Raw genomic sequence first — 14,356 nt, 5'->3', positions numbered from 1 at the left:
GTGTTGCAGTGAGTTGGGGATCCGGCGGAAGAGTTGGCGACATGGCAGAAGCCCATGCCATTCGCAATCTGAGAAGAGCCCAGGCTGAGACCAGATCATTGCGGCGTGCCAAACCCCTCAAGAGACCGAGTTCATCTGAGGAGGATGCTGAGAACCAGACCATCGTGGATGGTCCCGACGGCAAGCCGTATCCGGTGGCCGCGGTGTGGCGGCGGGCGCTGGCCCGAATCATCGACGCCGTCACCGTGTTCTTCATCCAGTGGATGCTCACCGTGATCCAACTGCTGTGGTTCATGGACGACGTTTCCAGCCGCTGGCAGCCCGAACCCTGGGGCCGGGCCACCGCAGCCATCCTGGGCTACATCTTCTTCCACTTCGTCTACACGATGGTGTTCCTGCGCTGGAACGAGGGCCAGACCCCGGCCATGGATCTGATGAAGCTGCGGGCCGTGCGCACCAAAGACGGCGGCCGCCTCGGTTTGGGCCGGTGCGGTGCCCGATGGCTGGTGGGCGGAGTGTCGTGGATTGCGCCCCCCGTGGTGCTCGGCGGGATCATCGTGAACGCGGCCACCTACCTCACGGTCCCCTTCGACCGCCGCCGCCGCACGGTGTCGGACTGGGTGGCCGGAACCACCGTCATCGCCTACAACCGCGACAAGGAAGACCCCGACGGGGTACTCGAGGAAGTGCTGGATGAGTTTGGCCAGCCGATGACGGTCCGAGAGCAGATTCGGCGCAAGTACGGCCTCTTCGGTGGGCTTACCGGAATAGGCCGACAGGTCGGAGGCCGACGCCGGAACAGGCCGGATGCGCCGAGGGATTCCCAGTCGGGCCGTGATTCGCTTAACATGTCAGCCACGTCTGGGCCAGCCCACAGAAAGCAGGGGGAACGCAGTGGAATCTGAGCGTCCGCTACTAGAGGTGGAAAACCTCCGAACTTACTTCGACACGCCGCGCGGGATCCTCAAGGCAGTCGACGGAGTGAGCTTCTCGCTGGCCAAGGGTGAGACCATTGGCATCGTGGGCGAGTCGGGCTCGGGCAAATCGGTGCTGGTGCGCTCGATCATGAACATCTTGACCAGCAACGCCATTGTTCCCGACGGCTCCAACGTGATCTTCGACGGCAAGGACACCCGCCAGCTGAGTCGCAGCGAGGCCAAGCACTTCTGGGGCACCCAGATGGCAATGATCTTCCAAGACCCCATGACTTCGCTGAACCCGGTCAAGAAGGTGGGCATCCAGATCACCGAGTCCATCCGCTACCACCTCGGGGCATCCAAACAGGAGGCCATGGAGCGGGCCCTCGAGCTGATGATCCAGGTGGGCATTCCCGAGCCCCGCAAGCGACTCAAGGAGTACCCCCACCAGCTCTCGGGCGGAATGCGCCAGCGGGTCACCATCGCCATCGCCTTGGCTTGCAACCCGAAGCTGCTGATTGCCGACGAGCCCACCACCGCGCTGGACGTGACCGTGCAGAAGCAGATCCTCGATCTGTTGGCCTCGCTCCAGGAGGAGCTGGGCATGGCCATGATCCTCATCACCCACGACTTGGGTGTGGTGGCCGGCCGGGCCCGGCGCATCGGAGTGATGTACGCCGGCAAGATGGTGGAAACCGCCGACACCTCCACCCTGTTCCACCACATGAACCATCCCTACACCGAGGCGCTGTTCAAGTCGATCCCTCGGGTGGAGCACCAGAGCCACACCCGGCTGGACGCCATAAGCGGCCGCCCACCCGACATGGTGCTGGATCTGGTGGGTTGCCGGTTCGCCCCCCGGTGCCGCTACGCCCAGGAGCAGTGCATCACCGATGAGCCGGAGCTGTTCGACACCGGCCAGGTCGGCCACAAGCAGGCCTGCTTCTATCCGGTGGGATCAACGGAGAACGCCGAGGCGCTGGCCGCCAACCAGGCGACGGGTATCACCGCCGCCGGTCTCGACCTGACCGCTGCCGCGGTCTCGTAGTCCGGCTTTCACAAATCCGAGGAGGACTCAAGAATGGCTGGAACAGGCAAAGTCCACATGAGGGGCGAAGAGGCCTTGATTTCTGTCGAGGACCTAGTGATGGAGTTCCCCGCCGGACGCCGGGCCGTGGTGCACGCCGTGTCGGGCATCAGCTTCGACATCCTTGAAGGGGAGACTCTGGGCTTGGTGGGCGAGTCAGGCTGCGGCAAGTCCACCACTGGGCGGGCCATGATGCAGCTTCCCTCGCCCACCGCGGGGTCGGTGCGCTTCGACGGTGTGGAAATGACCGAGCTGCCCAAGGAGGACCTGCGCCGCACCCGCACGCGGATGCAGATGATCTTCCAGGATCCGATCTCGTCTCTGAACCCCCGGCGCAAGGTCAAGGACATCGTGGCCGAGGGCCTGTCTATCTGGCACAACGATTCCGGGGATATGGCCAATCAGAAGGTGAACGAGGTGCTCGATGCGGTAGGGCTCGACCCCGAGGTTGTCTCCGACCGCCGCCCCCATCAGTTCTCGGGGGGTCAGTGCCAGCGCATCTGCATCGCCCGGGCTCTGGTGCTCGACCCCAAGGTGATCATCTGCGACGAGCCGGTGTCGGCGCTGGACGTATCGGTGCAGGCCCAGATCCTGAACCTCCTGGAGGAGATGAAGGACCGCTACGGGCTGACCCTGGTGTTCATCGCCCACGACCTGGCCGTGGTCAAGAACGTCTCCGACCGGGTGGTGGTGATGTATCTGGGCAAAGTGTGCGAGGTAGCCGGACCCGACGCCCTCTACGCCCACCCTGCCCACCCTTACACCGACGTGCTGCTGGCCTCGATTCCGGAGCCCGACCCCGATCACCCGGTGTCCGATCGCCAGATCGAGGGCGAGCTTCCGTCGCCCATCAACCCCCCGTCGGGCTGCCGGTTCCGAACTCGGTGCGAAAAGGTGCAGGACGTGTGCTCAACCGAGGAGCCGGTGCTGCGGGAGATCGCCGAAGACCACTACGTGGCCTGCCACTTCCCCAACGAAGTCCCCGTCAGCGTCAACGGCAACGGCGACGACAGCTAGCCAGACGGCAATTCCTCAAAGCCGGTAGCGATACACGTTGGTGTCGCGCACCTCGAAGCCGAGGCTCAGATAGAGACGGTTGGCGGCCTCCCTCGACGGTCGGGAGGTGAGGTCCACGGTCACTGCCCCGGCGGCGCGGGCCACCTCCAGCGCAGCTTCGTTGAGTGTCCGGCCCACGCCCTGGCCTCGGGACTGTTCGTCCACCACCACGTCCTCGATGATGGCCCGCAGCCCGGTGGGGATGCGCACCAACACCAGGGTGAGGCTGCCGACGATGTCGCCATCGGCATGGGCCACCAGCAGGCGGGTGGCGTCGGAGGCGGCAATGACCTCGAGGGCCTCGGCCGACGGCGGCGGGTTGGACGACGACAGCTGGGGGGTGAGCCGCTCGAACGCCTCCACCAACTCGGCGGTGGCCTCGGTGGCCTCGGTGATTTCAACCGCCATGATGCGAGACTACCGGCGCGAGATGAGGATCTTCCGCGCGGGCGATAGGTTGGGCGGGTGGCGCTGATCAGTTGGGTGGATGAATCTCCTCGCGACCGGCCGGCCCTGGTGGCCGCCTTCACCGGTTGGAATGACGCTGGCGACGCCGCCTCAGGCGCTCTGGCCTGGCTGGCCAGCCGTTGGGACACCACCGAGGTAGCCAGCCTCGATCCCGAACCGTTCTACGACTTCGCCGACACCCGTCCCCATCTTCGCTTGGAGGACGACGGCTCCCGATCGCTGATATGGCCCAGCAACGACCTGATTGCCGCCACCGTCAACGGCGCCGACGCACCCGACGGCGCGGCCACCGAAGTGGCCCTTCTGGTGGGCGCCGAGCCCCAGCTCAAGTGGCGCACCTTCGCCCAGCAGATCGTGGATATGGCCAAGCGTCTCGACAGCCCGCTAGTGATCACGCTGGGGGCGCTTCTGGCCGACGTGCCTCACACTCGGCCCACTCCGATCTATGGCAGCAGCGACGACCCGGAGATGGCGGCCCAGTTGGGCCTCACCCCCTCCAGCTACGAAGGTCCCACCGGCATTGTGGGGGTGCTTCACAACGCCTGTGCCAGCGCCGGTCTGCAAACCGCCTCGCTGTGGGCGGCGGTGCCGGGCTACGCCTCCGAGATCCCCTCTCCCAAAGCGTCTCTAGCCCTGGTGCGCCGACTCGGAACCCTGTTGGACCTCTCCCCCGACACGTCGGAGCTGGAGGAGATGGCCGAGAGCTACGAGCGCCACGTATCAGAGCTGGCCGAACAGGCCGACGAGACCTCCGAGTACATATCTGAGCTGGAGAGCGCCTACGACCAGGAAGCCGCCGAGAGCGGCGAGATGGAGGAGATGCGTTCCGCCGACCCCGGCGACTTCGTCGACCAAATCGAGCAGTTCCTCCGCGACCAGCGCAGCTGACACCCTCAGTTGGCGCTAGAAAGCAGCCTGGGAGCTCAGCCTTGGTGGTTGCCGCGCCAGGGTGGGGTGCGGGGGCGGTCGAAGAGGAACTCTATGGGCTCCCCGCGGATGGCGGCGAAGGAGTGGGCCAGCCACCAGTCGCTGCCGTGGACGCCGTCGGGGAGGTTGTCGGGGCCGAAGAATCCGACATCACTGCACTCCAGCGGATGGGGATCGAGTTGGCCGCCGACGGCCCGGCACAGGAACACCATCGAGTACATGGGCACGGTGGTGAAACCTCGGCGCAAGCCGTCGTGGATGGCGATGGGCCGGTCCACCTCGCACACGATGCCGGTCTCCTCCAACACCTCCTTCACCACCACCTCCGAGGGGGAGTAGCCCACGTCGGCCCATCCGGTGGGATACAGCCACACCCCGGAGTCGGCCCGCTGCACCAGCAGAATCTCGCCATCCTCGTTGCCCACCACGGCCCCCACCGCCACCTTGGGGGTGACGTAGCCGGGCACGCCGTCGCCCACCGACTTCATCCACTCGTTCACAAAATTGTCCGGTGTCCAACCCGAGCTCAACGTGGCGGCCATGTCGGCGGCCACATGCAGCACTTCCTCAAACCGCTCCTGCTCGTACTTGTTGTCGGTGAAGGCCAGCCCGGTGCGGGCAATCCCGGCCAGCGCTTCCGACCACCTCCGCAGGTCGTCCTCCCCCACCACCGGGCGCCCCTCGGAGGTCATGGGCGCGTCGGGGCAGGAAAGAGGACCGGCATGGTCCGGTGTTGGAGGTCGCATCCGGATGGCGGCATGGTCAGGCGTTGCAGGAGTCGATGGCGTGTTGGAGGGCCAGGTTGATCTCCTGCATGTGGTGGGCGTCGGTCACCTTCTGGCCATCGTGATCGCGCACGTAATAGGCATGGACCACGTCGCCGCCCAGGTCCTGCACCTTGGCGCTGAGGATGTCCAGCCCGAGCTGCGACATGGCGCTGGTGACCCGGCTCAGCAGCCCCATGCGGGCCTGGGCGGCCAACTCGATGATGGTGGCGGTAGACGAGGACTCATTGTCCACCGTGATCTTGGGGGCGATCACCGGCTTGGGCGCAAGATCGGGGACCACCTCATAGGTACTGATTCGCTCGGCCAGGCGGGCCTCGATGGCCAGGCGACCGGCCAGGGCCTGCTCCACATAGGCGGTGACCTGGGGCCAGTCGATCTCCAGGCCCAAGCTGCTCTCCATCTGGAATCGCTCCAGCGCCATCCCGTACTCGGAGTGAGCGGCGGCCAGGCGCACCCGGAGCCCGCTGAGCGCCAGCGCCCCGGCCACCCGCGAGAACATGCCGTGCTGATCGGGGGCGATAACCACCAGGGTGTCGCCCTCGCCCAGCACTAGGCGCTCGCCGGCCTCCATCATCCCCCGCTGCTCAGGGGTGGGAAATCGGGAGGTGATCTCGTCGATGTCGCCGCCCTCCATCACGTGGGCGCAGCGGGCCACCAGCTCGCGCACCAAGCTGGCCTTCCACTTGCTCCACGCCGAGGGGCCGGTGGCCACCGAGTCGGCCTCAGTCAGCGCTCCCAGCAGGCGCAGGGTCTGCACGGTGCGAGCCTTGCGGGACACCTCGGCAATGGTGTCGGGGTCTTCCAGGTCGCGCCGGGTGGCCACGTCGGGCAGCAGCAGGTGGTGCTCCACCATCGCCACCAGCACGTCCACATCAGTAGGCGGATAGCCCATCCGGTGGGCGATGTCAGCCACCAACTCCATGCCCACCTCGGTGTGGTCGCCGGGATAGCCCTTGCCGATGTCGTGGAGCAGAGCTCCCAGCACCAGCAGGTCGGGCCGGTCCACCCGGTCCACCAGGTCGGCGGCCAAAGCGGCGGCCTCGCACAGGTGTCGGTCAACGGTGAACTGATGGTAGGCGTTGCGCTGGGGGCGGCTGCGATTGGGGGCCCACTCGGGCAGAATGCGCACAAACAGGTCCATCTGGTCCAGCGCCTCGATCACCGGCGGTGCCTCGGTGCCGGTCATCAGGAGGTCCACAAACAGCTTGCGGGCCTCGTCGGGCCACTGGTCAGGCATGGGGGCCATCTGCGTGTTCAGCCGCCCCAGGCTGGTGCGGTCCATGCGCAGCTCATGGGCGGCGGCGGCCCGGGCCAGCCGCAGTGCAGTGCAGGGATTGGTGGCATCGGCATCGTCGGCCAGAACCGCCCGGCCCTCCTGGACCACCACCCCGGCATCCAGCTCGGTGTTGTTGCGGCTTTGGCGGCGGCGCAGTCGGCGGCGCCATTCGGGGGGCATCTCGGAGTCCCGCAGCCAAGCCCAGATCTCGTCGCTGCGCCACGCGATGGACCGAGCCGAGCTGGCGATGGCGCCCATCAACTCATCGGCGTCGCCATAGTCCAAAGCGGCAGCCACGCCGTCCTGTTCTTGGAGAAGTAGCTGGTCTCCGGGGCGGTCGGCGGTGCGGTGCAACTCGGCCCGGGCGGCCAAGATCACTTCGTAGTCGGACCACAGCCTGCGGCTGTCGGCGTCGTCCATCTCGAAGACAGCAGCCTCTACCCACCGCAGCGCATGGAGGTCTCGCAAGCCTCCTCGGCCCTGCTTGAGGTCGGGCTCCAGCTTGAACGCCACCTCGCCGCTGCGCCGGTGGCGCTCGGCCACCCGCTGGGCCAGCAGGGGAAGCCACCGCCGGGCGCTGCGACGCCACTGGTTGTCGTTGTCGGCGGTCAAGTCGGCGGTCAGCTCGGCGTCGCCGGCGATGTGGCGGGCGTCGAGCAGCGATGTGGCCGTGTCCAAGTCGGTCTTGGCCAATTCCCGGGTCTCCCGGGGCGTACGCACCGAATGGCCGAGCTTCAACCCCTCGTCCCAGATGGGGTACCACAGTCGGGGGGCGATTTCGCCGATGTCCGGTCGGTCGCGGTGCAACAAAAGCAGGTCAATGTCGCTATAGGGGCACAGCTCAGCCCGGCCGTACCCTCCCACTGCCACCATCGCGATGCCCTCGGAGTCGGCCACCTCGGTGGAGAAGATGTGGTGGAGCCACTCGTCGGTCCGCCGGGCCAGCGCTCGGCACAGCACCGTTCCCACCATGGCGCGGTCGGCCAGCAGCTCATCCCGGCGCAATGCGCTCGACCTCGCCTCGCCAATCGCCACTACTCGTTGAGGCTAGTGGGTGACGCCGCAGGCACCGCTGTCGATCACTCGACTAGAGCGGCGCTGGACGCTTGCCAAACTACGACCCCATCAAAGTGCCCAGGTAGAGGCTGATCACCTTGGGATCCTCCATAAGCTCCCGCCCGGTGCCGGTGTAGGCGTTGACCCCCTGGTCCAGCACGTAGCCCCGGTCGCAGATCTCGAGGCATCGCCGGGCGTTCTGCTCCACCAAGATCAGCGACACCCCGTGCTGGGCGATACGGGTGATCTGTTCGAACACCTCGTCTTGATACGCCGGCGACAGTCCGGCGGAGGGCTCGTCGAGCAGCACCACCTGGGGATCCATCATGAGCGCCCGTCCGATGGCCACCATCTGGCGCTGTCCGCCCGACAGACTGTCGGCCCGCTGGCTGCGGCGCTCGGCCAGCAGGGGGAACAGCTCGGCGACCACCTCGAAACGCTCCCCGAATATGCCGGGCTTCTGGAACGCGCCCATCTCCAGGTTTTCCTGAATGGTGAGCCGGGGGAACACGTTCTCGGTCTGGGGCACGAAGCCAATGCCCCGGGCCACCAACTGGTGGGGCGACAGACCCGTGATTTCTTCGTCGCCCAGATGAATGCTCCCCGACCGGATGTCCACTAGGCCGAACACCGCCTTCAAAAGGGTGGACTTGCCCGCGCCGTTGGGGCCGATGATCCCGACGATTTCACCGGGGTGCAGCTCCAAGGAGCAGCCGTTCAAGATGTCCACCTCGGGTAGGTACCCGGCCACCAGGTCGTCGGCCCGCACCAGCGCCTTATCCGCGCTCATGACCCTGCTCTTCTCACAATCCGGCCCCGCTCATGATCCTGCACTCTCATGATCCAGCCCCGGCACGGCGCCGGCCCAGATAGGCGTCGATGACCACCTCGTCGTGGATGGCCTTCCACGGCGGACCCTCGGCGATTATCTGGCCCTGGGCCAGCACCACCACCCAGTCGCTGATGCCGGTGACCACTTCCATGGCGTGCTCGATGAACACCACGGTCAGGCCCTCAAAGGCCAGCTGGGTGATGTGGCCCATCAGCGACTGGGCCAGGGCGGGGTTCACCCCGGCCATGGGCTCGTCCAGCATGATCAGCACCGGATCGGCCATCAGAGCCCGGGCCACCTCCAGCAGCTTGCGCTGGCCGCCCGACAAGGTGCCGGCCAAGTCGTCGCGCATGTGGGCCAGATTGAACCGCTCCAGCAGCTCCTCGGCCTTCGCAGTGTTGGCCTGCTCCTGGTCCTGCCAACGCGACCGGAATGGGGCCGCCGACAATCGCTCGCCAATCTGGCGGGGAGCGCCCAGCAGCACATTGTCGAGCACGGTCAGCTTGGCCAGCGACTTGGTGAGCTGGAACGTGCGGATCATGCCCTTGCGGGCCAGTTGGTCGGGCGACGGGGCGATCACCGCCTCCCCATTGAACGACCAGCGCCCGGTGTCGGCTCGGTCGAAACCGGTCAACAGGTTGAACAGGGTGGTCTTGCCCGCGCCGTTGGGTCCGATGAGGGCGGTCACCACGCCGCGCTCCACCTCCAGGTGGTCCACATCCACCGCCCGCAGCCCGCCAAAGCTCCGGCTCAGGTCGTCCACCACCAACAGGGGATTGGGTTTGGGGGCACCGGGCACCGGGGGCACGGTCAGGATCGGCTCGATCTCGGCCTCGGCGGGCGCCGAATCCGGCCGCGGCATCACGTCATCGGGCATCTAACTGCATTTCTGTGCGATTGCCGGTTATCCCCTGGGGGCGGAACAGCATGAGCAGAACCAGCGTCAAACCCACCATGGCCACACTGATTACCCCCTCGGAGCCGCTCAAGAAGTCGGCCACCGCGTCGGGCAGCCACGCCTCGGCGGTCAGCTGGCGCAGGAACGACTCAATCCACTCCCGCAAGAACCAGAAAAGAATGGCGCCGAGCACCGGCCCCAAGTAGGTGGCCGCCCCGCCCAGCAGCAGAGCGGTGTAGGCGAAAAAGGTGACTTGGGGGCGGAACCCGTTGGGGTCGGCGCCCGATGTCTTGATGGCGTCGATCACTCCGCCCATGCCGCCGATCACCCCGCCGATGATCAGGGCCTGCATCTTGTAGGAGAACACGTTCTTGCCCAGGCTTCGGGCTGCATCCTGGTCTTCTCGGATCGACTTCAGCACCCGTCCCCATGGACTGCGCACGATCAGATACACCACCAGGCTGACCAGTGCCACCAGCACCCAACCCACGGTGATCACCCACATCTGCTGGCCGGTGAACTCGAATGTGCCGACTCCATAGCGGTCGTTGGGACCGTCGGGATAGGGATTCAGGTCATAGAACGCCCCGGCGTCAAAGCTCACGCTGAGCGGTCCGCCAGTGAGTCCGATGGCATCGGTGGAGCCGATGAGGATCCGGATGATCTCGGCCGCGGCAATGGTGACGATGGCGAACATCACCGCATGCAGGCGCAGGGTCGGAAAGCCGAGCGCCACCGCCAGCGCCACCGACAGAACCAGGCCCACCACCACACCCACCCACAGCGACCAGCCGAAGGTGGCCACCGACACGCTGGTGCCATAGGCCCCCAACAGCAAGAACCCGACCTGGCCGAAGTTCAACAGCCCGGTGAATCCGAAATGGACGTTGAGGCCGATGGCGGCCAAGGCCAAGATCACCGCCTCTGGCCCGAAAGCGGCTCGGGCCGCGTTGCCAAAGATGATGTCGAAGTCCATCTAACGCGCCCGTCTCGCGGAGTATCGGAAGTCCATCTAACCCACCCGCGCCTTGATCCCGAACAGGCCTTGGGGCCGGATCAGCAGTACGAGGATGAGGGCGGCCAGCGGCACCACAAACTTCAGCTCGGGGGAGATCCACAGCGTGCTCACCTCGGTGGACATACCGATTATCAGCGAGCCGGCCAGCGCCCCGAACGCCGTGCCCAGTCCACCGAGCTCCACCCCGGCGAAGATCAACAACAAGAGCTGGAAGCCCAAGAACGGATCGATGTCGGTGTCGAGGCCCTGGAACACCCCGCCGAGTCCGGCCAGGGCCGCTCCCATGGCCCACACCATCAGCACAACCCGGTTCACGTTGATGCCCGATGCCTCGGCCAGGCTGGCGTTGTCCGACACCGCTCGGGTGGCCTTGCCGAAGCGGGTCCACTGAAGCATCACCCCCATAACCAGCAAGATGGCGATGATCACCGCCACGGTCACCAGCTCTCGAGGGGTCACCGCCCAGGGTCCGAACTCCCACCGCTCCTGCACTTGGAAGTCGGTATAGGGAAGCGGCTCGGCGCCGAAGAACAGCTGGATCACCTGGCGCCCGAGCAGCGACAGGCCGATGGTGACCACCACAAGCTGGAAGATGCCCAGCCGCCGGCGCCGCAGCGGGCGGAACAAACCCGTTTCCAGCCCCGCCCCCAGCATCCCGCACACGATCATGGTCACGACGGCGGCCGCGATCAGGTTCAGCTCGCCCCAAGAGCTGTTGAAGTACCAGGCGATCACTGCCCCGAAGGTCACCAGCTCCCCGTGGGCGAAGTTGACCAGGCCAGTGGTCCCGTAGATGAGCGACAGCCCGATGGCGCTCATGGCGATGATCAGACCGAATTTCAGGCCGTTGAACACCGTTTGCGCCGCCCGCTCCCCGAACGGCGTGCCCTTGGGGGCGTCGCCCACCGCGAACACCACCGCGCGAGACGCCCCCTCGGTCACTGCCGCCTCGATAGTGGACTCGAAGCCCTCCCTCAGCCCGATCCCGTCGGGGAGTGTGCTCTCGTCGAGGGTGACCCTGTAGGTACCAGCACCAGGCACCATTACCGACCATTGGCCTTGGGCATCGGTGACCGCCTGTCCGATCCGGGTGCCCAACTGGTCGGCCACGGTGATCTCAACTCCGGCGAAAAACTGGTCAAAGCCCAATCGAAGGGTGCCTTCTAGAACGGTGGGCTGGGAGCCACCGGTATCGCTATCTGACTGGGCAAGGGCAGGGCCCACCCAAAACAGCGTCAGGCTGAGCAAGAGTCCGGCAAGTGCGAACCATCTCCGCATCCAGAATCACGCTACTGCCCGGTACATGACACCTAGTGCAATCGGATATTCCTGCTCCCCGTTTCATGAGCGGTCAAGACGCGAGCACAATAGGGGTGTGGGCAACTGGGACCGGCTGCGGAGCAACCTGGCTGAACTGGACCGGGTAATGGTGGCCTTCAGCGGCGGGGTCGACTCCTCTTTCCTCGCCTGGGTGGCCCACGACGTTCTGGGCGACCGGGCCCAGGCGGTGACCGCGGTGTCGCCGTCGTTAGCGGAGGCCGAGCGCCGAGACTGCGCGTCGCTGGCCGCCGAGTGGGGGCTTCAGTGGCGGGAAGTACACACCACCGAGATGGAGCATGCCGCTTACGTGACCAACGACGGCGAGCGGTGCTACTGGTGCAAGGACGCCCTGATGGAGGCGGTGGCCCCGCTGGCTGTGGCCGAATCATGCACCGTGGCGCTGGGGGTGAACACCGACGACTTGGGCGACCACCGTCCGGGCCAAAGGGCCGCCGCTGAGCGGGGCGCGGTGTTCCCCCTGGTGGATGCTGGTTTTTCCAAAGTAGACGTACGTGAGTGGTCACAGCGGCTGGGGCTGCGCACCTGGGACAAGCCAGCTGCCCCGTGCTTGGCCTCCCGCATCCCCTACGGAACGCCGGTGACGCTGGGCGCGCTGGCCTCGGTGGAAGACGCCGAGGCCGCCCTGAGGCAGATGGGCTTTGCCGAGCTGCGGGTGCGCCACTACGGCGATCTGGCCCGCATCGAGGTGCCCGACGAGCGCTTGGCCGATGTGGTGGCCCAGAGGGCCGCGGTGGTGCAGGCCGTGCGCCAGGCCGGCTATCGATACGCCACGCTCGACTTGGAGGGCCTCCGCTCCGGCAACCTGAACGCCGCTTTGGGCCTCGACTCCTCGACGCCGTGCCCATAAGCGAGGCCTTGGGCCTCGACGCTATGCCCATAAGCGAGGCCTTGGGCCTTGACGCTATGCCCATGAGCGAGGCCTTGGGCCTCGACGCCGTGCCTTGAGAGATCAGGAGCTCGCCGCCGCCGAGCAGCAGTTGGCCGACAGCGCCCGAAGCCTGGCCGAAGGCATCGCGCAGGCCCTGCCCGGCTGGGTGGTGGCCGCAATTCAAAGCCGCATGCCTCACATAGACCCCGAAACCCGAGAGGCTGCCGAAGCCGCCGGCCTGGCCGCCGCGGCCGATATTGGCGGCCAAGTGGCCCGATTACTGGCCGCCGACATCGACGATCAACGGGACAATCCCCTGGCCTTGTTGCGCCAGGCGGTGCGCTATCCCACCGAGGTGCTGTTGGCGGCTGGCGCGGCCCCGACGGCGCGGGACGCCTTCGCCATCGAGCGGTTCCCCGACGACGTCTACGATCTGACTCCGGCGTCGTTCGCCGACATCCACCCCGATCTTCAAACCCCCGGGCTGGAGTGGGGAGCGGCCAAGGCATTCGTGCATCGCCGCCGCCACCGCCAGTCCGGTTAGGGACAGTTCAGAGCCACCGCCGCCAAACCTGACATACTGACGGTGCCAACAGGCGGAAGAGTCGTCAACCAAGGGGAGTAGTGATGGACGCTGATACCGCATGGGTACTCGTATCTGCTGCGCTGGTCTTGTTCATGGTGCCAGGCCTGGCCTTGTTCTACGGGGGCATGGTCGGCCAGAAGAACGTGCTCAACATGATGAACATGAACCTGTATTGCCTGGGCATCGTCCCCATACTGTGGGCGGTGGTCGGCTACGGGTTTGCCTCCGGCGACTGGGACTTCCCGCTGTTCGGAGACTTCGATGCCTTCTGGCTCAACGGGGTTGACGACATGGTGGCCAAGCGGGAATTCGTTTTCGGCATGACCTTTGCCGCCATCACCCCTGCGCTCATTTCGGGCGCGGTTGCCGGCCGGATGAAGTTCTCGGCCTGGGCCATCTTTGTGCCGCTGTGGTCGTTCATCGTGTATTCGCCGGTGGTCTACTGGATCTATGGCGGCGAAGGCTGGATCTTCAACCTCCCGGCCCACGACTTCGCAGGTGGTACCGCCATCCACATCAACGCCGGCGCGGCGGCCCTGGCCTTGGTTCTGGTCCTCGGCCCCCGCAAGGGCTGGCCCCGCGACGTGGACTTCCCCCACAACCTGCCTCTGGTGCTTTTGGGCGCCGGCATTCTGTGGTTCGGCTGGTTCGGCTTCAATGCCGGCTCCGCGCTGGCCTCAGACGCCACCGCCTCCCACGCTTTCTTGACCACGTTCTTGGCCGCAGCCGCCGGAATGTGCTCGTGGATGCTGGCCGAGACCATCAAAGACGGCAAGCCCACCGCATTGGGCATCGCCTCGGGCATCGTGGCCGCGCTGGTGGCCATCACCCCGGCGGCCGGTTTCGTGGGGGCCATGTCCTCCATCGTCATCGGCGCCGCAGCCGGGGTGCTGTGCTTCCTGGCCATCGGGCTCAAGCTGCGCTACAAGTACGACGACAGCCTCGACGTGGTGGGCATCCACATGTTCGGTGGCATCATCGGCGGCGTGCTCATCGGGTTCTTCGCCGACTCTGGGGCCATCGAAGGTGCCGATTTCATCGATGGCGTGTTCTTCGGCGGTGGCGAGCTGCTGGGCAACCAGATCATCTCCATTGTGGCGGTGATGGCCTACAGCTTCGTGGCCACCTACATCATCGCCATGGTGCTTCACCGCACCATGGGGATCCGGTCCTCCGCCGACGACGAGAGCGTCGGCCTCGACCAGTCGCTCCACGCCGAGACGGCGTACAACAACTAG

The 14,356-nt window shown here is 66.2% G+C and carries 14 protein-coding genes; 7 read left to right on the top strand and 7 right to left on the bottom strand.

Going from position 1 to position 14,356, the window contains the following annotated elements; translation table 11 throughout:
- Positions 1 to 41: 41 nt before the first annotated feature.
- From ACOGXH_RS03560 to ACOGXH_RS03550, 3 genes are read left to right on the top strand one after another with little or no spacing between them, the layout of a single operon-like run.
- Complete coding sequence (locus ACOGXH_RS03560) at positions 42 to 905, top strand: RDD family protein (RefSeq protein WP_419927742.1); 864 nt, start codon at positions 42 to 44, stop codon at positions 903 to 905.
- The gene (locus ACOGXH_RS03555) at positions 895 to 1,965 is read left to right on the top strand and encodes an ABC transporter ATP-binding protein (protein ID WP_419927741.1); all 1,071 of its coding nucleotides are present in this window, start codon (positions 895 to 897) and stop codon (positions 1,963 to 1,965) included. Before ACOGXH_RS03560 ends, ACOGXH_RS03555 begins: the two co-directional genes overlap by 11 nt.
- 33 nt (positions 1,966 to 1,998) lie before the next feature.
- Positions 1,999 to 3,021, top strand: a complete 1,023-nt coding sequence (locus ACOGXH_RS03550) for an ABC transporter ATP-binding protein (protein ID WP_419927740.1) — start codon at positions 1,999 to 2,001, stop codon at positions 3,019 to 3,021.
- A gap of 15 nt (positions 3,022 to 3,036) precedes the next feature.
- On the opposite strand, the gene ACOGXH_RS03545 is transcribed toward ACOGXH_RS03550, so the two are convergent.
- Positions 3,037 to 3,468, bottom strand: coding sequence for a GNAT family N-acetyltransferase (locus ACOGXH_RS03545; RefSeq protein ID WP_419927739.1), 432 nt, complete (start codon positions 3,466 to 3,468; stop codon positions 3,037 to 3,039).
- A 57-nt stretch (positions 3,469 to 3,525) separates the two neighbouring features.
- Between ACOGXH_RS03545 and ACOGXH_RS03540 the strand changes: the two genes are divergently transcribed.
- Complete coding sequence (locus ACOGXH_RS03540; RefSeq protein WP_419927738.1) at positions 3,526 to 4,416, top strand: PAC2 family protein; 891 nt, start codon at positions 3,526 to 3,528, stop codon at positions 4,414 to 4,416.
- A 35-nt stretch (positions 4,417 to 4,451) separates the two neighbouring features.
- Here the strand turns inward: ACOGXH_RS03540 and ACOGXH_RS03535 are convergent, their stop codons facing one another.
- The 6 genes from ACOGXH_RS03535 to ACOGXH_RS03510 form a co-directional block, all read right to left on the bottom strand.
- Entirely contained in the window at positions 4,452 to 5,147 is a 696-nt protein-coding gene (locus ACOGXH_RS03535; protein ID WP_419927737.1) for an NUDIX hydrolase N-terminal domain-containing protein, read from the bottom strand.
- A gap of 70 nt (positions 5,148 to 5,217) precedes the next feature.
- Positions 5,218 to 7,554, bottom strand: coding sequence for a [protein-PII] uridylyltransferase (locus tag ACOGXH_RS03530; protein ID WP_419927736.1), 2,337 nt, complete (start codon positions 7,552 to 7,554; stop codon positions 5,218 to 5,220).
- Between the two features lie 79 nt (positions 7,555 to 7,633).
- Positions 7,634 to 8,365, bottom strand: a complete 732-nt coding sequence (locus ACOGXH_RS03525; protein WP_419927735.1) for an ABC transporter ATP-binding protein — start codon at positions 8,363 to 8,365, stop codon at positions 7,634 to 7,636.
- Positions 8,366 to 8,411: 46 nt separating this feature from the next.
- Positions 8,412 to 9,284, bottom strand: coding sequence for an ABC transporter ATP-binding protein (locus ACOGXH_RS03520; protein ID WP_419927734.1), 873 nt, complete (start codon positions 9,282 to 9,284; stop codon positions 8,412 to 8,414).
- Positions 9,274 to 10,281 carry a branched-chain amino acid ABC transporter permease gene (locus ACOGXH_RS03515; protein ID WP_419927733.1) on the bottom strand — a complete coding sequence of 336 codons (1,008 nt, stop codon included), beginning with the start codon at positions 10,279 to 10,281 and terminating at the stop codon, positions 9,274 to 9,276. The genes ACOGXH_RS03520 and ACOGXH_RS03515 overlap by 11 nt, the downstream gene beginning before the upstream one ends.
- A 36-nt stretch (positions 10,282 to 10,317) precedes the next feature.
- A complete protein-coding gene (locus ACOGXH_RS03510; RefSeq protein WP_419927732.1) occupies positions 10,318 to 11,601 on the bottom strand; it encodes an ABC transporter permease subunit in 1,284 nt (427 codons plus the stop codon).
- Positions 11,602 to 11,698: 97 nt separating this feature from the next.
- Here ACOGXH_RS03510 and larE point away from each other — a divergent pair, with 97 nt between their 5' ends.
- From larE to ACOGXH_RS03495, 3 genes are all read left to right on the top strand, one after another.
- Complete coding sequence (gene larE, locus ACOGXH_RS03505) at positions 11,699 to 12,511, top strand: ATP-dependent sacrificial sulfur transferase LarE (protein ID WP_419927731.1); 813 nt, start codon at positions 11,699 to 11,701, stop codon at positions 12,509 to 12,511.
- Between the two features lie 94 nt (positions 12,512 to 12,605).
- On the top strand, positions 12,606 to 13,076 hold the full coding sequence (locus tag ACOGXH_RS03500; protein ID WP_419927730.1) for a hypothetical protein: 471 nt from the start codon (positions 12,606 to 12,608) through the stop codon (positions 13,074 to 13,076).
- Positions 13,077 to 13,159: 83 nt separating this feature from the next.
- A complete protein-coding gene (locus ACOGXH_RS03495) occupies positions 13,160 to 14,356 on the top strand; it encodes an ammonium transporter (RefSeq protein ID WP_419927729.1) in 1,197 nt (398 codons plus the stop codon).

This window comes from Candidatus Poriferisocius sp., assembly GCF_965208355.1.
In the GTDB taxonomy this organism is placed as follows: Bacteria; Actinomycetota; Acidimicrobiia; order Acidimicrobiales; family Bin134; genus Poriferisocius.
This window is presented reverse-complemented; position numbering and strand designations above follow the sequence as displayed.

Excerpts from the sequence above, each read along its gene's own strand:
- ACOGXH_RS03560 (WP_419927742.1), top strand. The coding sequence starts at position 42 with ATGGCAGAAGCCCATGCCATTCGCAATCTGAGAAGAGCCCAGGCTGAG.
- ACOGXH_RS03550 (WP_419927740.1), top strand. The coding sequence starts at position 1,999 with ATGGCTGGAACAGGCAAAGTCCACATGAGGGGCGAAGAGGCCTTGATT.
- ACOGXH_RS03545 (WP_419927739.1), bottom strand. The coding sequence starts at position 3,468 with ATGGCGGTTGAAATCACCGAGGCCACCGAGGCCACCGCCGAGTTGGTG.
- ACOGXH_RS03535 (WP_419927737.1), bottom strand. The coding sequence starts at position 5,147 with ATGACCTCCGAGGGGCGCCCGGTGGTGGGGGAGGACGACCTGCGGAGG.
- ACOGXH_RS03525 (WP_419927735.1), bottom strand. The coding sequence starts at position 8,365 with ATGAGCGCGGATAAGGCGCTGGTGCGGGCCGACGACCTGGTGGCCGGG.
- ACOGXH_RS03520 (WP_419927734.1), bottom strand. The coding sequence starts at position 9,284 with ATGCCCGATGACGTGATGCCGCGGCCGGATTCGGCGCCCGCCGAGGCC.
- ACOGXH_RS03515 (WP_419927733.1), bottom strand. The coding sequence starts at position 10,281 with ATGGACTTCGACATCATCTTTGGCAACGCGGCCCGAGCCGCTTTCGGG.
- ACOGXH_RS03510 (WP_419927732.1), bottom strand. The coding sequence starts at position 11,601 with ATGCGGAGATGGTTCGCACTTGCCGGACTCTTGCTCAGCCTGACGCTG.
- ACOGXH_RS03495 (WP_419927729.1), top strand. The coding sequence starts at position 13,160 with ATGGACGCTGATACCGCATGGGTACTCGTATCTGCTGCGCTGGTCTTG.